The organism is Bradyrhizobium roseum, assembly GCF_030413175.1.
Classification (GTDB): domain Bacteria; phylum Pseudomonadota; class Alphaproteobacteria; order Rhizobiales; family Xanthobacteraceae; genus Bradyrhizobium; species Bradyrhizobium roseum.
Genome location: NZ_CP129212.1, coordinates 5,155,836 through 5,181,810, shown reverse-complemented (window position 1 = coordinate 5,181,810; position 25,975 = coordinate 5,155,836). Strand labels below are relative to the sequence as shown.

25 protein-coding genes are annotated in these 25,975 nt (G+C 62.6%); 17 read left to right on the top strand and 8 right to left on the bottom strand.

What is annotated here, in order from left to right; all coding sequences use genetic code 11:
• Positions 1-43 precede the first annotated feature (43 nt).
• Together QUH67_RS24620 and QUH67_RS24615 are read left to right on the top strand one after the other, a co-directional pair.
• Positions 44-769, top strand: a complete 726-nt coding sequence (locus tag QUH67_RS24620; protein WP_407080351.1) for a PRC-barrel domain-containing protein — start codon at positions 44-46, stop codon at positions 767-769.
• A 75-nt stretch (positions 770-844) separates the two neighbouring features.
• On the top strand, positions 845-1,846 hold the full coding sequence (locus QUH67_RS24615; RefSeq protein WP_407080350.1) for a sensor histidine kinase: 1,002 nt from the start codon (positions 845-847) through the stop codon (positions 1,844-1,846).
• A 245-nt stretch (positions 1,847-2,091) separates the two neighbouring features.
• Here the strand turns inward: QUH67_RS24615 and QUH67_RS24610 are convergent, their stop codons facing one another.
• Complete coding sequence (locus QUH67_RS24610; RefSeq protein WP_300941970.1) at positions 2,092-4,080, bottom strand: methyl-accepting chemotaxis protein; 1,989 nt, start codon at positions 4,078-4,080, stop codon at positions 2,092-2,094.
• A 412-nt stretch (positions 4,081-4,492) separates the two neighbouring features.
• Between QUH67_RS24610 and QUH67_RS24605 the strand changes: the two genes are divergently transcribed.
• Positions 4,493-5,023 carry a hypothetical protein gene (locus QUH67_RS24605; protein ID WP_320416094.1) on the top strand — a complete coding sequence of 177 codons (531 nt, stop codon included), beginning with the start codon at positions 4,493-4,495 and terminating at the stop codon, positions 5,021-5,023.
• A gap of 3 nt (positions 5,024-5,026) precedes the next feature.
• Here QUH67_RS24605 and QUH67_RS24600 read toward each other — a convergent pair whose 3' ends face one another.
• On the bottom strand, positions 5,027-6,010 hold the full coding sequence (locus QUH67_RS24600) for a Bug family tripartite tricarboxylate transporter substrate binding protein (RefSeq protein WP_300941968.1): 984 nt from the start codon (positions 6,008-6,010) through the stop codon (positions 5,027-5,029).
• A 138-nt stretch (positions 6,011-6,148) separates the two neighbouring features.
• Complete coding sequence (locus tag QUH67_RS24595; RefSeq protein WP_300941967.1) at positions 6,149-6,778, bottom strand: hypothetical protein; 630 nt, start codon at positions 6,776-6,778, stop codon at positions 6,149-6,151.
• A gap of 146 nt (positions 6,779-6,924) precedes the next feature.
• Here QUH67_RS24595 and QUH67_RS24590 point away from each other — a divergent pair, with 146 nt between their 5' ends.
• Positions 6,925-7,701 carry a class I SAM-dependent methyltransferase gene (locus QUH67_RS24590; protein ID WP_300941966.1) on the top strand — a complete coding sequence of 259 codons (777 nt, stop codon included), beginning with the start codon at positions 6,925-6,927 and terminating at the stop codon, positions 7,699-7,701.
• A gap of 178 nt (positions 7,702-7,879) precedes the next feature.
• On the opposite strand, the gene QUH67_RS24585 is transcribed toward QUH67_RS24590, so the two are convergent.
• Positions 7,880-9,799 carry a sigma 54-interacting transcriptional regulator gene (locus QUH67_RS24585; RefSeq protein WP_300941965.1) on the bottom strand — a complete coding sequence of 640 codons (1,920 nt, stop codon included), beginning with the start codon at positions 9,797-9,799 and terminating at the stop codon, positions 7,880-7,882.
• 166 nt (positions 9,800-9,965) lie between these two features.
• On the opposite strand from QUH67_RS24585, the gene QUH67_RS24580 reads away from it, so the two are divergent.
• The 4 genes from QUH67_RS24580 to cynS all read left to right on the top strand — a co-directional run bounded on the left by QUH67_RS24580 (position 9,966) and on the right by cynS (position 13,776).
• Positions 9,966-11,351: a CmpA/NrtA family ABC transporter substrate-binding protein gene (locus QUH67_RS24580; RefSeq protein WP_300941964.1), complete on the top strand. Its 1,386-nt coding sequence runs from the start codon at positions 9,966-9,968 to the stop codon at positions 11,349-11,351.
• 160 nt (positions 11,352-11,511) lie between these two features.
• Complete coding sequence (ntrB, locus tag QUH67_RS24575) at positions 11,512-12,351, top strand: nitrate ABC transporter permease (RefSeq protein ID WP_300941963.1); 840 nt, start codon at positions 11,512-11,514, stop codon at positions 12,349-12,351.
• Positions 12,352-12,356: 5 nt separating this feature from the next.
• Complete coding sequence (locus tag QUH67_RS24570; RefSeq protein WP_300941962.1) at positions 12,357-13,268, top strand: ABC transporter ATP-binding protein; 912 nt, start codon at positions 12,357-12,359, stop codon at positions 13,266-13,268.
• 19 nt (positions 13,269-13,287) lie between these two features.
• Positions 13,288-13,776, top strand: coding sequence for a cyanase (cynS, locus tag QUH67_RS24565; protein ID WP_300941961.1), 489 nt, complete (start codon positions 13,288-13,290; stop codon positions 13,774-13,776).
• Between the two features lie 70 nt (positions 13,777-13,846).
• Here the strand turns inward: cynS and QUH67_RS24560 are convergent, their stop codons facing one another.
• Positions 13,847-14,659: an isocitrate lyase/PEP mutase family protein gene (locus tag QUH67_RS24560; RefSeq protein ID WP_300941960.1), complete on the bottom strand. Its 813-nt coding sequence runs from the start codon at positions 14,657-14,659 to the stop codon at positions 13,847-13,849.
• A 119-nt stretch (positions 14,660-14,778) separates the two neighbouring features.
• Between QUH67_RS24560 and QUH67_RS24555 the strand changes: the two genes are divergently transcribed.
• A complete protein-coding gene (locus tag QUH67_RS24555) occupies positions 14,779-15,699 on the top strand; it encodes a LysR family transcriptional regulator (RefSeq protein WP_300941959.1) in 921 nt (306 codons plus the stop codon).
• A gap of 41 nt (positions 15,700-15,740) precedes the next feature.
• On the opposite strand, the gene QUH67_RS24550 is transcribed toward QUH67_RS24555, so the two are convergent.
• Complete coding sequence (locus QUH67_RS24550; protein ID WP_300941958.1) at positions 15,741-16,064, bottom strand: DUF1476 domain-containing protein; 324 nt, start codon at positions 16,062-16,064, stop codon at positions 15,741-15,743.
• A gap of 319 nt (positions 16,065-16,383) precedes the next feature.
• Here QUH67_RS24550 and purC point away from each other — a divergent pair, with 319 nt between their 5' ends.
• The 7 genes from purC to QUH67_RS24515 all read left to right on the top strand — a co-directional run bounded on the left by purC (position 16,384) and on the right by QUH67_RS24515 (position 22,152).
• Positions 16,384-17,151, top strand: a complete 768-nt coding sequence (gene purC, locus QUH67_RS24545; protein ID WP_171708996.1) for a phosphoribosylaminoimidazolesuccinocarboxamide synthase — start codon at positions 16,384-16,386, stop codon at positions 17,149-17,151.
• Positions 17,152-17,161: 10 nt separating this feature from the next.
• Positions 17,162-17,401: a phosphoribosylformylglycinamidine synthase subunit PurS gene (purS, locus tag QUH67_RS24540; RefSeq protein ID WP_057838858.1), complete on the top strand. Its 240-nt coding sequence runs from the start codon at positions 17,162-17,164 to the stop codon at positions 17,399-17,401.
• Positions 17,402-17,410: 9 nt separating this feature from the next.
• Positions 17,411-18,112 (top strand): phosphoribosylformylglycinamidine synthase subunit PurQ, encoded by a 702-nt coding sequence (purQ, locus tag QUH67_RS24535; RefSeq protein ID WP_300941957.1) that lies wholly within the window; start codon positions 17,411-17,413, stop codon positions 18,110-18,112.
• A complete protein-coding gene (locus QUH67_RS24530) occupies positions 18,109-19,074 on the top strand; it encodes a tripartite tricarboxylate transporter substrate-binding protein (protein ID WP_300941956.1) in 966 nt (321 codons plus the stop codon). The genes purQ and QUH67_RS24530 overlap by 4 nt, the downstream gene beginning before the upstream one ends.
• 51 nt (positions 19,075-19,125) lie before the next feature.
• Positions 19,126-19,644 (top strand): hypothetical protein, encoded by a 519-nt coding sequence (locus QUH67_RS24525; RefSeq protein ID WP_300941955.1) that lies wholly within the window; start codon positions 19,126-19,128, stop codon positions 19,642-19,644.
• 32 nt (positions 19,645-19,676) lie between these two features.
• The gene (locus tag QUH67_RS24520) at positions 19,677-20,414 is read left to right on the top strand and encodes a tetratricopeptide repeat protein (protein ID WP_300941954.1); all 738 of its coding nucleotides are present in this window, start codon (positions 19,677-19,679) and stop codon (positions 20,412-20,414) included.
• 133 nt (positions 20,415-20,547) lie between these two features.
• The gene (locus QUH67_RS24515) at positions 20,548-22,152 is read left to right on the top strand and encodes an ABC transporter substrate-binding protein (protein ID WP_300941953.1); all 1,605 of its coding nucleotides are present in this window, start codon (positions 20,548-20,550) and stop codon (positions 22,150-22,152) included.
• Between the two features lie 11 nt (positions 22,153-22,163).
• Here QUH67_RS24515 and QUH67_RS24510 read toward each other — a convergent pair whose 3' ends face one another.
• The gene (locus tag QUH67_RS24510) at positions 22,164-23,090 is read right to left on the bottom strand and encodes a DMT family transporter (protein ID WP_300941952.1); all 927 of its coding nucleotides are present in this window, start codon (positions 23,088-23,090) and stop codon (positions 22,164-22,166) included.
• Positions 23,080-23,568: a PaaI family thioesterase gene (locus QUH67_RS24505; protein ID WP_300941951.1), complete on the bottom strand. Its 489-nt coding sequence runs from the start codon at positions 23,566-23,568 to the stop codon at positions 23,080-23,082. Before QUH67_RS24505 ends, QUH67_RS24510 begins: the two co-directional genes overlap by 11 nt.
• A 161-nt stretch (positions 23,569-23,729) precedes the next feature.
• Between QUH67_RS24505 and purL the strand changes: the two genes are divergently transcribed.
• Positions 23,730-25,937 carry a phosphoribosylformylglycinamidine synthase subunit PurL gene (purL, locus tag QUH67_RS24500; RefSeq protein ID WP_300941950.1) on the top strand — a complete coding sequence of 736 codons (2,208 nt, stop codon included), beginning with the start codon at positions 23,730-23,732 and terminating at the stop codon, positions 25,935-25,937.
• Positions 25,938-25,975 lie beyond the last annotated feature (38 nt).

Here is a 25,975-nt window from a genome sequence, read left to right as displayed (position 1 = left end):
TACTTCTGGCGCAGTGATCAGTTTCCTAACCGAGGAGCGTTCTTTGATCTTGAAATTAGCCTTCGCAACATTTCTCAGTGCAGTTTTCATTGCGCAGTGCAAAGCCGACTGCCAGATCGCCGACGCTGGTCTTGAAGAGGCCATTCTGCAAAATCCCCGGCTCCACGGTCCGGCCAATAGTCAATCGGTCCGCGATTTGCGGAGTCTCAGAGACGCTGCGTTTACCCTTCGGGCTTACGGGCGTCATGATGATTGCGAGCGGCTGTTGGCAAACATCCGCGAACTGATCGCCGGTCCCCCCATGGGCTCTCTGGGAGACAACGACGAGGATGAAGCAGAGAAGCAGACCAGCGCTAGCGAACCCAAAGTTCAGCGCGGGGCTGCTTTGGGAACCCGGGGCAACAGGGATGCAAAACCCCTGATCCAAATCAGCGAGCTGGCTCCGGGCTTGAGATCAGATGAAATCGTAGGCGCGGAAGTTCGAAGCTCGGATGACAAGATCGTGGGCGAGGTCAGGAATATTGTGTTCGGCACCAGGGATGGCCGGGACTATGTCATCGTAGCTTCCGGTGGATTCTTTACAGCAGGGAAAGACAGCCTCGTTGTACCGCTCAAGTTGATGAAGGTCTCACAGGACAGGTCAAGCTTCTATCTCCTCGTTACCAAGGAAGCGGTGACGGCCATACCTGTCATGGCCGACCAGCAATACAACTGGCTGACGGACGAAAAGTGGCGCGCCAGAAACGACCAGTTGTTCAAGCAGCCGTGACGTCGCCAGGTCTCTGCGCTTTTACTGCCGACAGCTACTTCGTACTCGCCCTCGCTGCACGAAAGGGATTCATCCTTGCCCATAGCAACATTATTAGAGGAGCGATGGTCAGCAAAGCAGGTCTTGCTTGCATTGGAAGCCGGTGGTGTTGCGCTTTGGACCTGGAACGTGGACACCGACCGCTTCACGATGGATGATGGGGCCTTCGAACTTTGGGCGGTGCCGGCTAGCGAGACCGTGACATTTGAAGAGCTTTCCAGCAAAATTCACCCGGCCGACCGGGACCGGGTCAAGGCTGCGTTTAACGCAACGCGAAGTATCCATGGCCCTTACGAGATTGATTTTCGGATCATGATTGAGAAGGAGGTTCGTTGGATATCGGCACGTGGCCAGGGAAGCGATGCCGGGATTGTCGGACGGATCATGCTGGGAATATTCCTGGATGTCACCGGCCGGAAGCAGGTCGAGGAGGCCAATGAGCTCCTTGCAGGCGAGATGAGCCACCGCGTTAAAAACTTGCTGGCGATCGCTGCGGGTTTGGCGGCTCTCACGTCACGGTCCACTGAAACCGCTTCGGATATGGTTCGTGAACTCACGCAACGCCTGACTGCTCTTGGACGGGCTCACGATCTCGTCCGTCCGCTTCCCGGCGAAGAGAAGAAAGACGCCCTGTTGGGAGATTTGATCTCCGTGTTGCTGGCACCTTACGATGATATGGGCGCGTTTAGCGGTCGGGTGAGGGTATCCGTGCCGCGTATGGCCGTCAGCGAGGCGTCTGCAACGACCCTTGCTTTGGTGATTCACGAACTGGCCACAAACTCCCTGAAATACGGTGCGCTCTCGTCGTCGGCCGGTACTCTCGACATATCCAGCGCGCCTCATCCTACGGAAGTGGTCCTGGTATGGACCGAACGAGGGGGGCCCTCGGTTAACGCGCCGAGCGGAAGTGTCGGGTTCGGCAGCAAATTGATCAATCGGGCTGTCGGAACACAGCTTGGGGGCACCATTTCTCGGGAATGGGTCGCGGAGGGACTGGTTGTGGCGCTGACGGTTCAGAAGGAGCGCCTGTCGCACTGAGGTTCATGCCACTCGCGAACTGAAGGGAGCCGCGCTCCTCGCCTGCGGCGTTCCCCAGTCCGCGGCGGTCATGCCGACGCCGCCAATGTCCGACGAACGGCAGGACCGTCCGTGAGCGAATGTCGCTCCATCGGTGGCAGCCGATCGAGGAGCGGGCCCCCGATGGAGGGAGTTCACCGCCAATAACGAGCAGGCTGGCGGTGAATCTGTAGACCTGCGGTCATCAGGCGGTGTCAACCGAACGCTCAGGCTGCGGCTCGTCCCTTGGTCAGCCGCGACAGCCAGCTCAGATATTGTTCGCGAAGCTCGCCCTCGGCCCGTAGTTCGAGGTTCGCGACATTGGAGGTCCCGCCACGAACGACAAAGGCAAGCGGCCGCGACAAGCCCTCGATCTGAATCGTTCCGGCGGTGTTGACGGCAAGGCCCAAAACACCCGAGATTCTTGCCCCGCCTCCAGAGATGTCCAGCACCCGGGAGGAAGCCTTCTTGCCTGCGGCTTCGACCGTGGCCGCAAGGTCAACGCCATAGCGCGCCGAAGCGCGCCGATCGGTATCCTCAGACGAACTCCGCACCACCTTCACCAGTATCGTCCGTAGGGCGGCAACCGAGTCGGCCGCCCCGGAGATGGTCTCCCGAACCTCGGTCGCCCGATCGTTCAATTGTGCGGCGTCGTGGCTGACGTTTGCGATCTTGGACGTTACTTCGCGGTTCGAATGGGCCGACTGTTCGATGCTTCTTGCGATTTCCTGCGTGGCCGCCTGCTGCTGCTCGATGGCGGCGGCAATGGCGCTGGCAACTTCATCGACCTCGTTGATTTCGTTTCCGATGTGGCCAACGGCATCGGCGGTGGCTTGCGTGGCGATGCGAATGTCAGCTACCAGACGATTGATCTCCTCGGTCGAATTTGCCGTCTGGTGAGAAAGCGCTTTGACTTCCGAGGCGACAACCGCGAAGCCTCGGCCTGCCTCGCCGGCGCGCGCCGCTTCGATGGTCGCGTTCAGCGCAAGCAGATTGGTCTGGCTCGCGATGGATCCGATGTTGGAACTCATTTCGGCGACTTTCGATACCACATCCGACAGCGACTGGATGGTATCCTGGGCTTTCCTGCTGCTTTGAACGGCATGGCCGGCCACCGAACTTGCGCGGTGGATCTGGGTTCCGATTTCCCGGATCGAAGCAGACAGCTGCCCGGACGCCGCCGAAACGGTCTGGGAGTTTTCAAGGGCTTGCATGGCGGCGGCAGCAACCGCCTGGGAGTTTGACGAGAGATTGGATGCCAAGTCCGTTAATCCTGCGGCGACATTCGCCACCTCCCGGGTGGCCGCGCCAACGGATTCAACGGAGGTCCCGGTTTCGCGTTCGACGGTTTCGGCCATGCCGAGCAACGCGTTTCGCTTCATGACGGCAGCCTGCTCGGTTGCCTTTTCCTGCTCCGCCTGCAAACGGAGATTTTGCACCGCTGCCTGCTTGAATACCTCGACAGCCTGGGCCATCGATCCGATTTCATCCCGGCGGGCTACGGAGGGAACGTTGATATCCAACTCGCCGCCTGCAAGGCGTTTCATCACCGTCGTCATCCGCACAATCGGCCTGATGACGCCGAACGCAATGCCGAGTATGCCCAGCGCGAGGACCAGCACCACCACGGCGGATACCGCCACCACCATGGCATTGAATTTTGTATCCAATTGGGCAGCCGTTGTTTCCAGGGCCGCGTTGCCGTCAGTCGCCTTCTTCACGATGGTGTCGATGATGCCGCGATGCGTGGCGTAAACCGATTGCAGCTTCCTGTAGATTTCGGCGGCGGTGGGTTTCTTTGTCGCAATCGCCGGTAGCAGTTCGTTGTTTGTGATCTCCCAGAACTTCGCCACTTCGGCGTGGGATTTCTCGATCAAGAGCGACTTTAACACCGGGTCGAGATCCGATTTTCCCCAGAACTCGCGACGCTCGTCATAGTCCTTGCGCAGCTGGGCCAAACGCTCCGTTCGAGCCGAAACCGTGTCAGGTTCCTGCAAGGCAAGGGTCGCCTCCAGATAGGCTTCCAGCATGTAGGCTGGCGGCGGCAGGATGTCCGCGATCAGGTCGTTACCCGACTTGATCTGGCTATACAGCGGGCCTCCGACACGCAGCTGATTCAGCGCGTAGCCGCTGGTGAAGAAAACGGCGGCAAAGCCCAGCGCGGTGACGATACCGAAGAGGGAAATTGCATGGGAAACGGACAGGCGAAATTTCATGGCCGTGCTCCAAGATCATCTGCCCCTTGACGGCCATCAGGTCGGCGGGCTGGCTATGGGATTAAGTTTCGTTGTACGTCCCGGCGCATAACACGGCATTAAGTTGAGACTCCGTGATAACACGGGGGCGAGCCAACGGCCGCGGGCGAAGTGGTGCGATTGGCGTCTGTATCCTTGCATGCTCGGATCGAACGCTTTCGGCGTTGGCGCATCGGGGCAGGTCGTTGTGGAATCAACGGATTGTGGGGGGCAACCGAGTTCGACTTCTCTGGTATTTCTGAGGTCAGGAGCATATAATCACAGCGCAATTGGTGGTCGGGCGATGTCGATTTTTTCAAGCAGAGCAGGTTTCGCGCTGGTCCTGGCGATACTCTGTCTAGGCGGGCACACGGCCCACGCCCAGACAGGCCCCGTGGGCTACTGGATCCCGGGCTGGCCGATGAGTTTCGCGGGCGATCCGGCGGCCGACCAGAGTCCGAACGCGTATGGGAACTTTCCGAGCTTTGACTTCAGCGACCGCGCCGGCTCTTCCTACGCGCGCTACAACTTCTCGAACGGGCTTTTTGTCGGCAGCCAGCGCAACACCTTGGGTTTTGGCGGCCTCAGCCAGAGCGCCTTCGGCAGTTTCGGCTCGGTCTACAGTGAGGGCGTGCAGTTCGGCTACAGCCTGAAGAATGGCGGCGGGCCGCCGATCACGTTCTTTGCAGGCGTCGATACGCTGAAATACAATAGCGGTATCGGCAGCAGCGCGTTCGCGCCGTTCGATTCCAAATCCGGCACGCTGCCGGTTTCCAGCGCCTATGCCGGCGTCGAATTTCAGCCGATATCCAATCTCAGCCTGTCGCTCGGGGTCGGCGTCGTGCAGCAGACGGGCCGGATCGACAGCGAGATCAACTCGCTGCCGGGGGCGTCGTCGTTCTCGGTGGGCGGCCGCCGCTACTGACGACTACTCCGAAGGCTTGACGCCGAGATCACGCAGGATGCGAAGCATCACTTCGCTGTCGCGCTTGAAGATGCGGTTCGTCGTCTCGAAATCGGCCGGGGACGACAGGATGAAGTTGTTCAGCATCTGCCGGACCTTGGGGTCGGTTCCCGCCTCGATCAGCAGCGGTGAGAGCCGATCCACGATATCCTTTGGCGTGCCTGACGGCACCGCGAAGGTGGTGAAGGCGCGCAGGTCGTAGAAGTCGCCGACGGCGCCTTGTTCGATCATGGTCGGCGTGTCCGGATAGGGCGGCAGTCGGGTCCCGACCACGCCGATCAAGTTGCCCGTTCCTGCCTGGATGACGGGCGCTGCCGCGGCATAGCTTCCGGCCGCGCCGTCCAGGGTCTGTCCGGCGACGTCATTCCACATCGGCGCCTCGCCGCGGTACTGGATGACCTGAACCTTGATGCCGTACTGCTTCGCCACCGTCTCGATCAGGACGTGCGGCGTCGAACCCACGCCGTACGATCCCCAGTTCAGGCTGCCGACCTTGTTGGCGTAGTCGATGAACTCGCGAAGGTTCGTGGCTCCCGTCTTTTTCGCCGCCACGACAGGACCCCCGGCGCCGCTGACCATCGTCAGATAGACAAAATCCTTTTCCGGATCGTAGGGAAGGTCTTTCACTGTGACGCGGTTCTGGATCAGCGACGACGAGATCGTGCACAGGATGGTGGTGCCGTCGGGTTCTGCGCGTTTGGCATCCGACACCCCGATGACGCCGCCGGCACCGCCCTTGTTTTCGACGACGACCGGTTTTCCCACCTGCCGTGCGAGGTAGTCGCCGAACGCCCGCGCGATGCCGTCAGTCTGGCCGCCGGCTGGATAGGGCACCACGATACGAATCGATTTTGCCGGCCATGCGGGTTGCGCCTCGGTCCTAATGGACGGCGCGCACAACAGCGCGGCCGACCCCGTCACGAACGTTCGCCGTGTCAGCTTGTTCATTTTCCTGCCCTTGGTACTTTTTGTTGTTTGGGCATCAACCGTAGCGCAGAACGTGCCGTCTCGCGGTGTGGCACTGTGTCCGCGACGGATCAGGTGACTTCCGTCTCGCGGAAAACGCAGAAAGATTCGCGACCAGCCTCAGACGGCTTCGGTCCAGCTTTCCGAGAACGCCAATGCCGACGTCGAGAATGGCCGTCCTTCACGTTCCCGCGCCCAGGATCGCCCCGCAGCCTCGACGCCGTTGCGGACAAGGCGGGTACCGAGCGCCGGGATCAGCACGGTGCACACGCCGTAGCGCCGGTCGGGAATCTGGTTCGGCTGCGAGTGGATCAGCAGCGGCTCGCCGATATCGAACCAGGTCAGCGAGATGTCTTCGCCGTGCGATTTGACGTGCTCGGTCCAGAAGTAGCGCGGATCGCCGGTCTTGGAGAATTGCGCATCCGCACAGGGGATCGTCGTGTCCGATAGCTCGGCATTGAGCATGCCCTGAACGGTCGACTGCAGCCACCGCGCCATCGCGATATTGTCGGAGTAGATGCGCCAGCGCTGTTCCGTCAACTCGCTCTTCAGGTAGAGAACGTGGCCGGGACCGGCCGGCGAAAAGATGATCCGCCAATAGCTCGCTTCCGTCGAGTTCGGCTCACCGTCCTTGTGGCTCAGGCGGATAAAAGGGTTTTCGCCGGTCAGGATCGTCTTGTTGGGATCAGCAATGCTCATCGGTATTGGTCCTCTCTTGGTGTAGAAGTCGTCGATCGGCGGTTCCTTCATCTGGCGACTGCCTTGGTCGCGTCGCACCATTAACCCTGTCAGCCAGACTTGATCCCACAGCTCTGCCAGACTTGATCCCGCACCGCTACCTGGAATAGCCTATCTCGATAGTTGAAGTAATATTTCATGGTCGGGAGTGCGTGCGTATGTCGAACGTCGAGGATTCCGTCCGCTCGTTTTATGACACGAAGGGCTGGAGCGGCGGTGAAGATGCGCTATTCCGCCAATTCAGGCCCGCTTATCGCGAGTACCACGGCAGCACGACCGAGCGGACGATCGGATGCTTTGCTGGCAAGCACGGCTCGCTTCTTGTTGTCGGCGGCGGGGATCTGCCTCAAAGCCATGTCTCCATCGCAACCCAGTTCGAGCAGGCCGCGTGCGTGGATATCTCCAAGGCCGCGCTCGATATCTCGGAAACAAAGCTGCCGAAGGCGCGGAAGATTCTCGGATCGATTTGCGACCTCCACGAGGAAGCGAGCTCGCAGTTCGACTGCATCTTCGCTGCCCACGTCATCTACCATATCGACGCGCAGATGCAGGAGAAGGCCGTCCGCGAGATGATTCGGCTGGTGAAGCCGGGCGGTCGCATCGTGATCCTCTACAGCAATCCGAAGTCACCGATCAGATTCGCTGCGGGTGCGCTCCATCGCTTGCGGAAGATGTTTACCCCCAAGCGTGCGGTCGAGGAATCCGGCCTTTACTTCTCCCCTCATCCGCTGGGGTGGTGGCAACAGTTTGAGTCCGACTGCAAAGTCTCGATGCTCCCGTGGGATGTCATCGGCAGTTATGAGGAGCGCACGCTGATCTGGAGCGACCTGATGGCGTCTGCCTTCTACCGGGCAGCTGGACTCGTCGAGCGTGCGGCGCCGAGCCTCGCTGTCAAGCTTTGGCAGTATCCGATCGTTGTGTTGGACAAGCGCTAGAAATCCGGGAACCCACGCCTTGAACCCACGCCTCGGGGCGTGTCGAGCCTGGACGCCGCTGCAATCCATCATGTCAACTTTCCTGCCGGCTTTCATTGCGGTAACCGACCGCACTTGTCCAACACCGCCCATGCCTTTGTCGGGACGGGGCCGAATGCGCTGTGCTGGACTTCTTGGGTCATGGCCACGCCTGACCGCGCGCATTGGCGATCCCGAGCGCCTTGAGGCGTGAGGCCAATGTGGTCGGCTTGATGTCGAGCATCTCGGCGGCGCCGCCGGGGCCGAACACTTTGCCGGCGCAGGCCGCAAGCGCCGCCTCGATGTTGGCGCGTTCGTGGGCACGCATTTCGGACGCGGTCATGACGGCGGGGCGGCTGTCTGTTTTCACATGCGGCGCGCCGGAGGAGGGGGGCGCGCCTGACACGTCAGGCAGGTCGATGCGCAGCCGGCCGTTCTGCGCGAGGATCGCGGCGCGTTCGATCACGTTCTGCAGTTCGCGGACATTGCCCGGCCAGTCGTAACGCGACAGTTTGCGCGCATCCCCCTCGGACAGCCGCAGTTCGGATTTCAGCGCCTTGCTGGTCAGGAAGTGCTGCGCCAGCAGCGGAATGTCCTCGCGGCGTTCGCGCAGCGGCACGGACTCCACCGGAAACACGTTGAGGCGGAAATAGAGATCCTCGCGAAACCGGCCGCGCTGCACTTCCTGCTTGAGGTCGCGGTTGGTGGCGGCGATCAGGCGCACATCGACCGCGCGGGTGCGCTCTTCGCCGACGCGTTCGAAATTGCCCTCCTGCAGCACGCGCAACAGCTTGCCTTGCAGTTCGAGCGGGATCTCGCCGACCTCGTCGAGGAAGAGCGTGCCGCCGTTGGCGAGTTCGAAGCGGCCGATGCGGTCGCGCATCGCGCCGGTGAAGGCGCCGCGGACGTGGCCGAAGAACTCACTCTCGAACAGTTCGCGCGGGATCGCCGCGCAGTTGACGCGGATCAGCGGCCGGTCGCGGCGGCTGCTGGCCTCGTGGATGGCGCGCGCGATCAATTCCTTGCCGGTGCCGGACTCGCCCGTGATCATCACGGCTGCCGAGGTCGGCGCCACCAGCTTGACCTGGCGCAGCGTGGTCTGGATCGCCTCGCTCTGGCCGATGATGCCGCGCGGATTGGTCTCGATGCGGATTTCTTCCTGCAGATAGGCGTTTTCCAGCTCCAGCCGCTCGCGCAGGCGGTCGACTTCGGCGAGCGCCGCGTGCAGCTTTTCGTCGGCCTCGCGGCGCTGGCTGACGTCGCGAAACACGATCACCGCGCCGACCACCACGCCACGGTCACGAATGGGCGTCGACGTATATTCGACCCAGACCGGGGTGCCGTCCTTGCGCCAGAACACCTCGCCATCAACCTGATGCACCGCGCCGTCGCGAAACGCCGCATAGATCGGGCAGTCATGATCCGGGTAGTGCCGTCCGTCATGATGGGTGTGATGAACGATCGGGTGGATGGCCTTGCCGACGAGTTCTTCCGCGCTCCAGCCCAGCATGCGCTCGGCGGCGGGATTGACGAAGGTGGTCTTTCCTTCCGCGTTCACGCCGTAGATGCCTTCGCCGGCAGCGCGCAGGATCAGCTGGTTTTCCCGTTCGATATCCTGGAACACGCGCTCGACCCGCTGCCAGGTCGCGATGCCGCCGCGCATGTGGTCTTCGGCGGCCGCATCGACATAGCGGCGGCGGCGGGCATCGAGGTCGCTCATGGTGAGCAGCACCAGCGCGCGGTCGTCGCCGGGCAGTACGGTGCCGGCATATTCGAGCCTGAGGGGTTGCCCGGTGGCATGACGCGGGGTCAGCGCGTTGGTCCAGTATGCGCCCTTGTCGAGCACGGCCTGCGTGAACACGATCAGCGCCGGCAACTGCCCGCTATGCAGCGCGCTGACCTTGGTCTGTCGCAGCAGCGCCCGGTCATAGCCGAGCAGAGTGCAGGCGGCCGGATTGGCGTCGAGGATCAGGTCGGCGTGGGGATCGAGCAGCAACATGGGCTCGATGCCAAATTCGAAGGCGGCAGCGCGGAGGCCCGCGTCGTGCGTTTCGGCCGTCGAACGCAACGCCAGATCCATTGGGTCACTCCGAAAAATCGTAATTCAACTACGAATTCTCGTTTATCACGAAATCTCGTGCTGGCCAATAAGGGCCCAAATCCCTGCGGCATCAGCGTAATCGCCGAAGAAACGGGCTGGCATGTGCCTTGCTTAATTACGGAGCAGCACCGGTGCAGGAGGCCTCATGTCTACCTTCGATAACCCATTCGATCCCAATCGCCGTCTTCGCGCGGGCGGCTGTTCGTGCGGCCAGCATGTCAGCGAAGCCGAACACGAACAGGCCGCGCTGGCGCTGCGCTGCGAGCCCGCGGCGAGCGAAGAGAAGCGCTACGAGGGCGTGGTCGCGTCCGCCGTGATGCGGGCGATGTTTCCGAAGGATGTGGCGCGGCGCGCCTTCCTGAAATCGGTCGGCGCCTCGACGGCGCTGGCCGCGATCTCGCAATTCTTCCCGCTGCAGACCGCGACCGAATTGTTCGCGCAAGGCGGCGCGCCCGAGAAGAAAGACCTCAAGGTCGGCTTCATCCCGATCACCTGCGCGACGCCGATCATCATGGCGCATCCGCTCGGCTTCTATTCCAAGCACGGCCTCAACGTCGAAGTGGTGAAGACCGCCGGCTGGGCGGTCATTCGCGACAAGACCATCAACAAGGAATACGACGCCGCGCACATGCTGGCGCCGATGCCGCTCGCGATTTCGCTGGGGCTGGGCGCCAATCCGATTCCCTTCACGGTGCCGGCGATCGAGAACATCAACGGGCAGGGCATCACGCTTGCCATGAAGCACAAGGACAAGCGCGATCCGAAGGACTGGAAGGGCATGAAGCTCGCCATTCCGTTCGACTATTCGATGCATAATTACCTGCTGCGCTATTATCTGGCCGAGCACGGCATCGACCCCGATACCGACGTGCAGCTCCGCTCGGTGCCGCCGCCGGAGATGGTCGCCAATCTGCGCGCCGACAACATCGACGGCTTCCTTGCGCCCGACAACATCTGCCAGCGCGCGATCTATGACGGCGTCGGCTTCATGCACATCCTGTCCAAGGAAATCTGGGACGGCCATCCCTGCTGCAGTTTTGCCGCCAGCCGCGAGTTCATCACCAGCTCGCCGAACAGCTTTGCGGCGCTGACGCGGGCGATCGTGGACGCCACGGCCTATGCGTCGAAGGCGGAAAACCGCAAGCAGATTGCGGAGGCGATCGCGCCCGCGAACTACATCAACGCGCCGGTGACCGTGCTGGAGCAGGTGCTGACCGGCACCTATGCCGACGGCCTCGGCGGCGTGAAGACCGATGCCAAGCGCGTCGATTTCGATCCGTTCCCCTGGCAGTCGTTTGCGGTGTGGATGCTGACCCAGATGAAGCGCTGGGGCCAGATCAAGGGCGATGTCGACTACAAGGCGGTGGCGGAGCAGGTCTATCTCGCGACCGATACGAAAAAAGTCATGGCCGAGATGGGGCTGACGCCGCCGGCGACGGCGTACAAATCCTTTTCGGTGATGGGCAAGACGTTCGATCCGGCGAAGCCGGAGGACTATCTGGCGAGCTTCAAGATCAGGAAGGCGTCGTGAGGGCAGCGGCGCAACTGACCGCGTCGTCCCGGCGAACGCCGGGACCCATACTCCGCGGCGGAAATAATAAAGCAAGGTCTCTGACATCGTGCCTGAACGAGAAGGCACGGCGTATGGGTCCCCGCCTTCGCGGGGACGACGTGGGGAGAGGCTGTCGGCCATGACCTTCTCCCTTCGCTTCCGCGCCGCTGTGGTCTCGATCGCATTGCTCGCGGCATTCCTCGGCATCTGGCATCTTGCGACCCGCAGCACCGGCACGACCACCACCATGTCGCCGGAATACGCAAAACTGATGGGGCTGACGGCAACGCAGGGCAAGTCGGCGATGCCGGGCCCGCTCGATGTCGGCGCCAAACTGTGGGAGCATCTCAGGCAGCCGTTCTACGACAAGGGGCCGAACGACAAGGGGCTCGGCATCCAGCTCGGCTATTCGATCGGCCGTGTCGGCCTCGGTTATCTGCTGGCGGTGATCGTCGCGATCCCGCTCGGCTTCCTGATCGGCATGTCGCCGTTGATCAGCAAGGCGCTGGATCCGTTCATTCAGGTGCTGAAGCCGATCTCGCCGCTGGCCTGGATGCCGCTGGCGCTCTACACCATCAAGGATTCCAGCATATCGGCGATCTTCGTGATCTTCATCTGCTCGGTGTGGCCGATGCTGCTCAACACCGCGTTCGGAGTAGCTGCCGTCCGCAAGGAGTGGATCAACGTCGCACGCACGTTGGAAGTCGGCACCATCAGGCGCGCCTTCACGGTAATCCTGCCGGCGGCGGCGCCGACGATCCTGACCGGCATGCGGATATCGATCGGCATCGCCTGGCTCGTGATCGTCGCTGCCGAAATGCTCGTGGGCGGCACCGGCATCGGCTACTTCGTCTGGAACGAGTGGAACAACCTTTCAATTACCAATGTCATCATTGCGATTCTCCTGATCGGCGTGGTCGGCATGCTGCTCGACCAGATCCTCGCGCGGTTCACGCGCATGGTCACGTTCCCGGAATGACTGTGATGACCGACAAATTCATTTCCATCGAAGGCATCGCGCGGCGTTATCCCGGCGCGGATGGTGCCCCCATCACCGTGTTCGAGAACCTCTGGCTGTCGATGGGACGCGGCGAATTCGGCTGCGTGATCGGGCATTCCGGCTGCGGCAAGACCACAGTGCTGAACATTCTGGCCGGGCTCGACGAGCCGACCGAGGGCGCCGTCATCGTCGACGGGCAGGCCATCGAAGGCACCAGCCTCGACCGCGCCGTGATCTTCCAGAGCCATGCGCTGCTGCCGTGGCGCACCGTGCTCGGCAACGTCGCCTATGCCGTCACCTCGAAGTGGCGCAAATGGGACCGCGCCAGGGTCAAGGCGCACGCGCAGAAGTTCATCGACCTCGTCGGGCTGACCGGCTCGGAGCACAAGCGCCCCTCGGAACTGTCGGGTGGCATGAAGCAGCGCGTCGGCATCGCGCGCGCGCTGTCGATCACGCCGAAGATCATGCTGATGGACGAGCCGTTCTCGGCGCTGGACGCGCTGACGCGCGGCACGCTGCAGGACGAGGTGCGCCGGATTTGTCTGGAGACTGGACAGACCGCGTTCATGATCACCCACGACGTGGATGAAGCGATCTATCTCGCCGACAAGATTTTTCTGATGACCAACGGCCCCGGCGCGGTGCTGGCGGAGATCGTGGAAAATCCGCTGCCAAAGGATCGCGGCCGCATCGATCTGCATCGCCATCCGCTTTATTACGCGCTGCGCAACCACATCGTCGATTTCCTGGTCAGCCGCAGCAAGACGTTTACGGCGACGACGCCGGATCATGATCCGCGTAACGTGCCGGTGGTGCGGCCCGGGTTGAGCGAACCGACCATCGTTGCGGCGCCGAGCCTGGTCGAAGCCACTTCAACGCAGAAGATCGCGCGCTAGATTTCAAAGGAGACCACCCATGAAACGCGAAGACCTCACCGAAAAGCTGCTCGACATCAAGCGCGAGAAGGGCTGGAGCTGGAAATATATCTGCGAAAAGATCGGCGGCTATTCGGAGGTGCTGATCGTCGGCGCCGTCATGGGCCAGATGAAACTGACAAAGCCGCAGGCGGCCAATGCCGGCGAACTGTTCGGGCTCTCCAAATCCGAAACCGCGATGCTGAACGAGATCCCGATGCGCGGCACCGGCACGCCGATGCCGCCGACCGATCCCCTGATCTACCGCTTCTACGAAATGGTGATGGTCAACGGCCCGGCGTGGAAGGCGCTGATCGAGGAGGAATTCGGCGACGGCATCATGTCGGCAATCGACTTCGACATGGCGATCGATCGCGTCGCCAACCCGAAGGGCGACCGGGTCAAGATCACGATGTCCGGCAAATTCCTGCCGTATAAATATTACGGCGCCAGCGGCAACGTGCCGGAGTACGGGTTCAAGGAGGAGTGATGGGGTAGGCGCGAATGGCAAATGGCGAATAGCGGTTCTCCCTATTCGCCACTCCCTATTCGCATTCACTTCACTTGAATGCAGCCCTGACCTCCTTCATCGGCGCCATCTCGCGCACGAAGGTGAACGCGCCGTGATCCTTCATCTCGCGGGCGCTCCGCATGAAGGCGGCAAGCGCGTAGCGCGCCATCGCGCCGCCGACGCTGATGCGCTTGACGCCGGCTTTCGAGAGCTGATCGAGCGTCAGCGTCGGGTCGGCAAAGCCCATCACCAGATTGAACGGCTTGCCGATGGATGACACCACCGCGCGGATGGTGTCGAGGTCGTAAAGGCCCGGCGAATACAGCACGTCGGCACCAGCCGCCTCGAACGCCTGCAGCCGCCTGACGGTATCGTCGAGATCCTTGCGGCCGTACAGGAAATTCTCTGCCCGCGCCGTCAACGTGAACGGGAAGGAGAGCGCGCGCGCCGCCTCGGCGGCGGCCTGTACGCGCTCGACCGCGAGCGAGAAATCGTAGATCGGCTCGCGCGGATTGCCGGTGAAATCCTCGATCGAACCGCCCACGCAGCCGGCCTCCGCCGCGCGCGCGATCGCCTTCGCCGCGGTCTTCGGATCGTCGGCGCCGCCATTCTCCAGATCGGCATTGACGGGCAGGTCGGTGGCGCCGGCAATCGTCCGGCAGTTCTCGATGATCGCATCGAGGCTGACGGTGGCGCTGCCCAGCGTGTTGGCAAGGCCAAGGCTCGTGGTCGCCAGCGCCTCGAACCCCATCGCAGCGAGCAATTTGGCCGTGCCGGCGTCCCAGGGATTGGGGATGATGAAAGCGCCGGCGCGCGCATGCAGCGCGCGGAAGGCTTCGGCTTTTTCTACCTGGGTTCGCATCGGCAATCTCCGCTTCGTGAATTGGACGGTCCTGGCTCGCGCCGAAGCTAGCGGGCTGGCTCCCATCAGCCAAATTTGTTATTTATCTATCCATCATCAGCTCTTTGCATGGACGGGACATGGACAGCGATGCGCTTCTCACCTTCCTGACCATTCATCGTCGCGGCGGCATTTCGAGCGCGGCAAAGGCGTTGCACCGCTCGCAACCGGCGATCTCGCGGCGTATTGCGCTGCTGGAGCAGGAACTCGGCGTGCCGCTGTTCGAGCGGATTGCGGGGCGCACGATGCTGAGCGATGCGGGCCGGGTGATGGTGCCCTACGCCGAACGCGCGGTCGCCGCTACGCAGGATGCGGAGAATGCGGTCCGCGCGCTGGCACGGCCGAATTCAGGACCGGTTGCGCTCGCGGTGGTCGGCACGCTGGCCGGCGGGCGGCTGTCGACGATTCTAAAACGCTTCGCCGCCGAACATCCCGATGTCGAATTGAGCCTGCGTACCGCGACCAGCGCGGAGGTCAGCGATCTGATCCGGCGCGGCGAGGCGACCATCGGCCTGCGCTACGACCGCGACCGTTCGCGCGAACTCGATTGCGAGTTGCTGTTTGCCGAACGGTTGCAGGTGGTGTGTGCGCTCGATCATCCGCGTGCCGGCCGCCGTATCGCGAAGTTGGCCGAATTGAGAGGTGAACGCTGGATTGCGTTCCCCGCGGTGCCGGGCCGGCGCGAGATCACGGCTTCGCATGTGTTTGCGCTGTTTCAGACCCACGGACTCGGTGAAATCGACTGGACGCCGGTCGACAGCCTGACAGCACAGAAGCGCCTGGTCGAAGCCGGCCTCGGCATCGCGTTGTTGTCGGAGAGCAATTACGCGGAAGAACGGCGGCATAAGACGATCGCGACCATCGATGTCGGCGATCTGAAGGCAAGCGATGACGTCGTCACGATAACGCGCCGCGGCGGATTCTTGAGCGCGGCGGCGCGGCGGTTGCTGGAGATCGTTCGGAAGGAATATAAAAAGGCGCGAATGGCAAATGGCGATTAGCGAATGGACCTATTCGCCAGTCGCCACTTCCTATTCGCTTCTTACGTCCCCGCCTTCACCTGGAGGGCAGCGGTCGCCATCAGTTCGTCCATCTTGACGCGCACCTCGGCGGCGGTGACGGCAAGGCCCTTGGCGGCAAAATCCTTCATCACCTTGTCCTGCACGTCCTTGTCGCCGGCTTCCTCGAAATCGGCCGCGACCACTTCCTTGGAATAGGCCGTGGCGGCATCGCCAGTGAGACCGAGTTTTTCAGCTGCCCAAAGACCGAGCAGCTTGTTCCGGCGCGCCTCGGCCTTGAACTTCTGCTCCTCGTCGAGGGCGAATTTCTTCTCAAAACCTTCCTCGCGCTTGTCGAAAGTGGTCATTTTTCGGTTCCAATCCCCGGAAATGGTAAACAGAGCCAGCGTTGTCGCGGCCCGATCGCCTTCCTAAATAGAGGGGGCGAATCGGTAACACAACAGGCCCTTCGGCCGCAGGCGACTGGGATAAGTTGGCCCCAATAGGGCCGGGTCGATTGTGCTGGGTGGGCCAATCGGATAGGTTGCCATCAGGCGAGGTTCTTGTTCTGTTTCCGCTCGTTTTGTCCTGGACCCTGGCCTTCACGGCAGCTCCGTCGTGGTCGCAAACCCTTGTCATCCGGAGCACACCAATTTCATGGATTTCAACAAAACACGGTACATCCCAATGAGCCGTCGACGCCGTATTTATGAAGGCAAGGCCAAGGTCCTGTATGAAGGCCCGGAGCCAGGTACCCTGATCCAGCACTTCAAGGATGATGCGACCGCGTTCAATGCCAAGAAACACCAGGTGATCGAGGGTAAGGGCGTCCTCAACAACCGGATTTCGGAGTACCTGTTTCAGCACCTCAACGACATCGGGGTGCCGACCCATTTCATCCGCCGCCTCAACATGCGCGAGCAGTTGATTCGCGAGGTCGAGATCGTGCCGCTGGAAGTGGTGGTGCGGAACGTGGCGGCGGGTTCGCTGTCGCAGCGCCTCGGAATCGAGGAGGGCACCCAGCTGCCGCGCTCGATCATCGAGTTCTATTACAAGAACGATCAGCTCAACGACCCCATGGTCTCCGAGGAGCACATCACGGCCTTCGGTTGGGCCACGCCGCAGGAGATCGACGACATCATGGCGCTGGCCATCCGCGTCAACGATTTCCTCACCGGCCTCTTTCTCGGCATCGGCATCCGCCTTGTCGATTTCAAGATGGAATGCGGCCGCCTGTTCGAGAACGAGATGATGCGGATCATCGTCGCCGACGAAATCTCGCCCGACTCGTGCCGGCTGTGGGATATCAAGTCGAACGAGAAGCTCGACAAGGACCGTTTTCGTCGCGATCTCGGTGGGCTCTTGGAGGCCTATACCGAAGTGGCGAAGCGGCTCGGCATCCTGATGGAGAACGAGCGTCCGGCTGGTACCGGTCCGGTGCTTGTGAAGAGCTGAGGTTGAGATCGTGAAGGCACGTGTTACCGTTACGTTGAAATCGGGCATCCTCGATCCGCAGGGCAAGGCCATCGAGGGCGCGCTGAAATCGCTCGGCGTCGATGGCGTCGCCAGCGTCCGCCAAGGCAAGGTGTTCGACATCGAGCTGTCGGGCGCCGACAAGGCCAAGGCCGAGGCGGCATTGAAGGATGCCGCCGACAAGCTGCTGGCGAATACCGTGATCGAGAATTATAGGGTCGAACTTCTCTAGGCGCGTTCCATGAAATCTGCCGTTCTTGTCTTCCCCGGAATCAACCGCGAGCGCGACATGGCGCGGGCGCTGAAACTGGTCTCCGGCAATGAGGCCGCGATGGTCTGGCACGCCGAGACGGAATTGCCCAAAGGCACCGACCTCGTCGTGGTGCCCGGCGGTTTTTCCTACGGCGACTACCTGCGCTGCGGCGCCATTGCCGCCCGAGCGCCGGTGATGGACGCCGTGCGCAAATACGCGGCCGATGGCGGCCTCGTGCTCGGGGTCTGCAACGGCTTTCAGATCCTCTGCGAAGCCGGCCTGTTGCCAGGCGTGCTGATGCGCAACGCGCGGCTGAAATTCATCTGCAAGGATGTTCACCTGAAAGTCGAGCGTTCGGATACGCCGTTCACGCGCGGCTACAATGCGGGCCAGGTGATCCGCGTGCCGGTCGCACATGGCGAAGGCAATTACGAGGCCGACGAGGAGACCGTGAAGCGGCTCGAAGGCGAGGGACGGGTGCTCTATCGCTACTGCTCGCCGGAAGGGACCGTTGACGACGCATTCAACATCAACGGCGCCGCGCATTCGATCGCCGGCATCGTCAACGAGCGCGGCAACGTGCTCGGCATGATGCCGCATCCGGAGAACCACGTCGAAGACATCATGGGCTGCACCGACGGCCGCGGCCTGTTCGCGGGGCTCGCCGCGCATCTGGAAAAGGCGGCGTGATTGTGCATGCGGTGAAATGGCTGGCTGCGTTGGCGGCGCTGTCGCTGGCCGGCGTTGCCCACGCGCAGGACTATCCCAAGCGTCCCATCAGCATGATCGTGCCGTTCGCGGCCGGCGGCACGTCGGACGTGATCGCACGCGTGGTGGCCGAGGAAATGGCGAAGTCGCTCGGGCAGTCGATCGTGATCGAGAATGTCGCGGGCGCCGGCGGTTCGACTGCGCTGACGCGTGCGGCGCGCGCCGATGCCGACGGCTACACCATCGCCATCGGCAATGCCGGCACGAGCGCGGCGGCCTATACGATCAATCCGAAACTGTCTTTCACGCCGGAGTCTTTTGCGCCGATCGCGGTGGTCGCCAAGACGTTCGGCATCGTCGCGCTGCGCAAGGATTTTCCGGCGAGGAATCTGCAGGAATTCATCGCCTACGCGAAGAAGAATCCGGGCAAGGTCAATCTCGGCCATGCCGGCATCGGCTCGTCGAATTTTCTGATCTGCAAGAGTTTTGAGAACGCGGCCGGCATCGAGGTGACGCTGGTCGGCTATCGCGGCGCGGCGCCGGCACTGACGGATGCGATCGGCGGCCAGATCGACGGCGTCTGCGACTCGGCCGCCTCGGTGTCGCAGGCGATCTCCGACAGGCTGGTGAGGGGTCTCGTCGTCGGCTCGACGGTGCGGCTTGCCACCTTGTCCGAGCTGCCGACCTCGTCGGAAGCGGGCCTTCCGGATTTCGAGGCGCAGGGCTGGAACGGCCTGTTTGCGCCCAAGGGCACGCCGCCTGCGGTGATCGCGAAACTGAATGCCGCGGCGAGGGCCGCCGTCGAAAGCGACGGGGTGAAAAAGCGCTTTCACGATCTCTCCACCGTCGCGCCCGACGCCAACGAGCTGGCGCCGGAAGTGCTCGGTCAATTGGTGACGCGCGACGTCGCGAAATACAAAAAGCTGCTGGAAGAGAAGAAGTAGCGGCCTGTGCGATGAAGCGAATGAAAAAGCCCCGCCTGCGCGGGGCTTTTTTTGTCAGCCAGCAATCATCGGCCGCCAGGCGCCGGCGTCAGGGTCGAGCCGCTGGGCGAGGGGTTGATCAGCGTGTTACCTGACGGGTTCCGCCCGCTGTTGGCGCCGGCCGCGGCGCTGCCGGCGCTGTTGGACGTGCCGCTGCCGGGGCTCGCGGCCGTCGCATTGCCCGTCGTTGTGCCGGTCGCCGGCGCTCCTCCGGTCGCGCCGCCCGCTGCCGCTCCGCCTGTGCTCGCGCTTCCGCCGGCCGAGCCTGCACCGGTTTGTGCCAGCCCATACGTGCTGGTGAGGGCAAGCGCCGTCGCCAGTCCCAATGTTGCGAGTTTCATGATCGCTCCTTGTTGTTGCTGCATAACGGCCAACGAGGTTCGCCAACACTGCGTTCCAGCCGACCGATCACAGTTCGTTGCTGTTCCGTCGAAACTTTCGGCGATCGGCAAGCACCGCCGGCCGATACATGCCGTTTCAAAGCAACTGAAGATTGTCCGATTGAACGCGCCGCGCTATCAACGCCACTAAGGATCGTCCGTCACGTTCGCCTGGAATGCGCCATGCCTGTTGCCATTGTTGTGTTGCTGCTCGATATCTCGCTGATCTACCACGCATCGAAGACCGGACGGCTGCAGCCGTGGGCGTTCATCATCCTGATGGTCCCGCTGGTCGGCGGGCTCGCCTACATCGTCGTCGAACTGGTGCCGGAATGGTTTGGAAGCCCGGGCGCCCGGGAGGCGCGCAAGCGCATTGCCGGCAAGCTCGATCCGGAAAAGACCTACCGCGAACTGTCGGACCGGCTCGCCGGCACCGACACCATCGCCAACCGTCAGGCGCTTGCGGCCGAATGCCTTGACGTGAAGCGGTTCGACGAAGCCGAAGGCCATTACGCTCACCTCCTCACGCTGCCGATGGGGCACGAACCGGCCTACGCGCTGGGCAGGGCGCAGGCGCAGTTCGGCCTCGGTCGTTTCGCGGATGTGCTCGCGACGCTCGATGAGCTGAGGGCGCAGTGGCCCGATTTCGAATCCGCCGAAGGGCATCTGCTCTATGCCCGCTCGCTGGCAGAGATCGGCCGCACCGACGAGGCGCTCGACGAGTACCACGCACTCGTAGCGTATTATCCTGGCGCCGAGGCCCGCGTTCGTTACGGCATGCTTCTGCGTATCACGGGCCGTAACGCCGAAGCGAGAGTGGTCTTCAACGAACTGCTGCTGCAGATGAAGCGCGCGCCGAAATATCTGCGCGATGCCCAGGCCGAATGGCTCTCGATCGCTGAGAAGCAGTTGTCGAGTTGAAGCGCAGCGACCGAGGATAGATCTCGTCCAATTGCCGAATTTTTGTTCAACGGCAGAGGCTTGGCTGGCCTGATACTTGCTCCTGTCTCCTGATCCGAAACGCGGATTTTCCGATCGTCGGACGGAGATAGACATGCCCATTCGCAAGGCTTTTTGCTCGGTCGCGCTGTTGACCGCGCTGCTGGCGTCGCATCCGGCGGCGGCGGAAACCACGCTGCGCATCGCCATGACGGCGTCCGATATCCCGACGGCAACGGGACTGCCGAACAACGGCTTCGAGGGCATGCGCTTCCTCGGCTATCCGATCTTCGAGGGATTGGTGCTGTGGGACCTGACCAAGACCGACCGGCTGGCGACCTTGCGTCCCGGGCTCGCGGAGAAGTGGGAGCAGGACCCCGCCGACAACAAGACCTGGATTTTCCACCTGCGTAAGGGCGTCAAATTCCACGACGGCACCGACTTCAATGCCGATGCCGTGATCTGGAATCTTGACCGCTATTTCAACAACGAGAGCCCGCAATTTGAGCCGCCGAGTTCGGCGATGTCGCGGGCACGCGTGCCCGTGATGGGCAGCTACAAGAAGATCGATGATGCGACGGTATCCATTACCACCACCAAGCCGGCGTCGTATTTTCCCTACATGGCGGTTTATCTGCTGTTCACCTCGCCAACTTCGTTCGAGAAGGCCGGGAAGGAGTGGGCCAAGGTCGCGACTTTGCCGGCGGCCGGCACCGGACCGTTCCGCATCACCAAGATCGTGCCGCGACAGGCGGCTGATCTCAAGCGCTGGGACGGCTATTGGGACGCCAGCCGAAAAGCAAAAGTCGACAATGTCGTGCTGATGCCGATACCCGAGGCGAATTCGCGATTGGCCGCGCTGCGCTCCGGCCAGGTCGACTGGATCGAAGTGCCGCCGCCGGACGGCATCAGCTCGCTGAAATCCGCGGGCTTCACCATCACCACCGGCTCCTATCCTCATGTCTGGCCGTGGTTCTACAACATCGGCGCGGCCAACAGCCCGTTCAAGGATGTCAGGGTCCGTCAGGCTTTGAACTACTGCATCGATCGGGAAGGGCTGGTCGGGTTGCTCGCGGGTACCGCAGAGCCGTCGGTCGGCTGGCTCAAGGCCAGCGATCCCGATTTCGGCAGCCCCGTCAATCGCTACAAGACCGACCCCGCCAAGGGCAAGGCGCTGCTCGCGGAAGCCGGTTACACGCCGGCGAAACCGCTCGCGTTCAAGGCGCTGATCTCCAATTCGGGCTCGGGGCAGATGCTGCCGCTGCCGATGAATGAATTTTTGCAGCAGAATTTGAAGGAGGCCTGCGGCGTCAACGTCGAGTTCGACGTGATCGAATGGCAGGTGCTGCTGACGGCGGCGCGCGCCACGCCCGACAGTCCCAATCTGCGCGGCGCCATGGTGCTCAACATTAGTTCGCCATCATCGGACGCCGGCGTCATGGCGCGCTACTTTGCGGCGGCGAACTTTTCGCCGAACGGCTTCAATTTCGAGCAGTGGAAGGACGACGATTTCGAGGAGGCGCTCAAGACGATCTCGGAATCGACTGATCCGAAGGCGATCTCGACTGCCTACAAGAAGGCGCATGAGCGGCTGGTCGACAATCCGCCCTGGCTCTTTATCGTCCACGATCTCAATCCCCGCGCGATGAGTTCGAAGGTGAAAGGGTTCGTGTCGCCGCAATCTTGGTTCGTCGACCTGACGCTGGTGAGCGTGCAGTAAGCACGCGTGGCTCAGCCGCCGCGCTGCCGCCAGCGCGTCAAGGCGTCTTTCGGAATCGTCATGGCCGCCACGCCGGCCATGACGAGGACGAGGCCGAGCGCGAGATTGGCCGGGACGGGTTCGCCGAGCAGCAGCACGGACAGCCCGACGCCGATCGGGATGCGCAGATAGCCTTGCGCGTTGGTGGTGAGCGTGCCGAGCCGCGTCAGGCACATGTAGAACAGCATCAGGCCCAGCGCGCTGGAGAAAATCCCCATCGCCACCGTGGCTGCGAGCGCCTCGGCCGTCGGGCGCAAGGTCCAGGGATGGTCGATCACAAGCGCGAACGGCAACAATACCATGCCGCCGTACAACAGCGAGCCCGCCGCCACCACCATCGGGTCGTAGTCGGTCAAGCGCATGCCGAAGATTGTCGCACAGGCGAACGAGATGGTCGCGAGCAGGATGACGATCTCGGCAAAGATATGGGTGTCGAGCGCAGAGAGCGCATCGAGGCCGACGATTACGGCCGTCCCGGCCAGACCCAGAATGGCGCCGGCAAGTTTCAACAGCGTCGCAGGCTCGTGCCGCGTGATGCCCCAGGTGATCAGGAACGCGAAGATCGGCGTCGTCGAGGCCAGCACCACGGTCGATGACGCCGGCACATATTGCTGCGCCCAGGTGATCAGGAGAAACGGAAACGTCGAATTGATGGTCTGCTGCTGCGCGAACAGCTTCCAGGCCTTGCCGTCCGTCGGCATCCGTATCCCGCGCATGCGCAGGATGACCAAAAGAAAGGCGGCCGCGATCAGCGAGCGGGCCGAGATGAAGGTGATCGGCGGAAACGAGCCAAGGCCGATCTTGGTCAGCGGATAGGTTGAACTCCAGCAGCACGCCAGCGCGAGCAGCAGCAGATAGTCGCGCCAGCCGCGACGGACTTTGGGCGTGTCAGGTGGCAACGGCGCCTGCGCCGGCAGGCTTCTTCCACTTCACCCGCTTGATGGTGCCGGAGAAGGTGAACAGCGGCCGTTCGCCTGACCTCAGCACGCCGCGCAGGAAGATCAGCGAGTTGCCGGCGCGGGTGATTTCGCCATCGCATTCGATCAGTTCGCCCTCACGCGCGGCATCGAGGAATTCGCAGGAAAACCCTATCGTCACGCCCGGTCCCTGCAGGACCGGCGAGGCGATCGCAAACAGCGAATAGTCCGCGAACGACATGAAGCAGCCGCCATGGACGTTCTTCTGCCCGTTGAGGTGCTTCTGCTCGACCCGGAACGCGCAGTGCACTTTGCCGTTCTCGTCCATCCGGTGCCAGAACGGTCCGGTATGGGTCTCAAAATTGTCGCGGGTCCAGGTCCGCCAGCCCTTGAATTCGCCCTCGGTCTCGACATGCAGGTCCGGGCGGCGCTGAAATGCGTTTTGGGGAAGCTCGTTCACGAAAAATGGCCTTCAACTGGATGTTTCCGCCCTTAAATCCGATCCGGGAACGATGTGCAAACGCCGATCCCGCAAGGCGCCCCGCGCAAAGCTCTGGACAGGGCCGAAATGCGCCATAAAAGGCCTTTCCGGCCCCTGTCGATCTCAATATTAAGGCAGCCATGAACGAGCCCCAGATCACCCCCGAACTCGTCGCCAGCCACGGCCTCAAGCCCGACGAGTATGAGCGTATCCTCAAGCTGATCGGGCGGGTGCCGAGCTTCACGGAGCTCGGGATATTCTCCGCGATGTGGAATGAGCACTGCTCGTACAAGTCCTCGCGGATCCATCTGCGCGGCCTGCCGACCAAGGCGCCCTGGGTGATCCAGGGCCCGGGCGAGAATGCCGGCGTCATTGATATCGGCGACGGCCAGGCGGTGGTGTTCAAGATGGAGAGCCACAACCACCCGAGCTATATCGAGCCATACCAGGGTGCGACCACCGGCGTCGGCGGTATTCTGCGCGACGTCTTCACGATGGGGGCGCGGCCGATCGCCTGCCTCAATGCGCTGTCGTTCGGCGCGCCGGAGCATCCGAAGACGCGGCATCTGGTATCGGGCGTGGTGGCCGGCGTCGGCGGCTACGGCAATTCGTTCGGCGTGCCGACGGTCGGCGGGCAGGTGCGCTTCCACACCCGCTATGACGGCAACATCCTGGTCAACGCGATGGCGGTCGGCCTCGCCGATACCGACAAGATTTTCTACGCGGCGGCCTCCGGCGTGAACATGCCGATCGTCTATCTCGGCTCCAAGACCGGCCGCGACGGCATCCATGGCGCCTCGATGGCCTCGGCCGAGTTCGACGACGATTCCGCGGAGAAGCGGCCGACGGTGCAGGTCGGCGATCCCTTCGCCGAAAAGCTGCTGCTGGAAGCCTGCCTCGAAATCATGGCAGCCGATTGCGTGATCGCGATCCAGGACATGGGCGCGGCGGGGCTGACGTGCTCGGCGGTCGAGATGGGCGCCAAGGGCGACCTCGGCGTCGACCTGATCCTCGATCACGTGCCGACGCGCGAAACCGGCATGAGCGCCTATGAGATGATGCTCTCGGAAAGCCAGGAGCGCATGCTCATGGTGTTGAAGCCCGAGAAGGAGAAACAGGCCGAGGCGATCTTCAAGAAGTGGGGACTGGATTTCGCCGTCGTCGGCTACACCACGCCGAGCAAGCGTTTTGTGGTCAAGCATGGCGGCAACGTGATGGCCGACCTGCCGATCAAGGAACTGGGTGACGAGGCGCCGCTCTATGACCGCCCGCATGTGCCGTCCGCGGCGCTGCCGGTGGTGCACGCGCGCGAAGTGACTCCGCCGCTCGGCATTTCAGCATCGTTGGAAAAGCTGATCGGCACGCCCGAGCTGTGCTCGAAGCGCTGGGTATGGGAGCAGTACGACCACGTCATCCTCGGCAATACCGTGCAGCGTCCGGGCGGCGATGCCGCCGTGGTCCGCGTGCAGGACGGGCCGAAGGGACTCGCACTCACCGTCGACGTTACGCCGCGCTATTGCGAGGCCGATCCGTTCGAGGGCGGCAAGCAGGCCGTCGCCGAAGCGTGGCGCAACATTACCGCGGTCGGCGGCCGTCCGCTGGCGATCACCGACAATCTCAACTTCGGCAATCCGGAGCGGCCCGAAATCATGGGCCAGTTCGTCGGCTGCCTGAAGGGAATTTCCGAAGCCTGCACCGCGCTCGACTTCCCGGTCGTGTCGGGCAATGTCTCGCTCTACAACGAAACCAACGGCCGCGGCATTTTGCCGACGCCCTCGATCGGCGGCGTTGGACTGCTTGACGATTTCACCAAATCGGCGACGTTGGCCTTCAAGGCCGATGACGAGGCGATCCTGCTGATCGGCGACACCCAGGGCTGGCTCGGCCAATCCGTCTATCTGCGCGATATCTGCGGCCGCGAAGAGGGCGCGCCGCCGCCGGTCGATCTGGCCGCCGAGAAGCGCAATGGCGACGTGGTGCGCGGCATGATCCACGCTGGCACCGCGACGGCGGTGCATGACGTTTCCGACGGCGGTTTGCTGGTCGCGCTGGCCGAGATGGCGATGGCGAGCGGCATCGGCGCGCAGCTGTTGGCGGCGCCGAGTTCGACCGTGCCGCATGCGTACTGGTTTGGTGAGGATCAGGCGCGCTATATCGTGACGGTGCCGGCGGCGGACGCCGGCCTGGTGCTGGCCAAGATGAAGGGCGCGGGCGTGCCGTGCGCGCGGATCGGCACCACGGGTGGCGATGCGATCGCGGTGGCCGGTGAAACGGCGGTGTCGGTGGATGCGCTGAAGTCGGCGTTCGAGCGCTGGCTGCCGGCCTATATGAGCGGCAAAGCTAATTGATTTCGTAGATTTGTAGCCCGCATGAGCGTAGCGACATG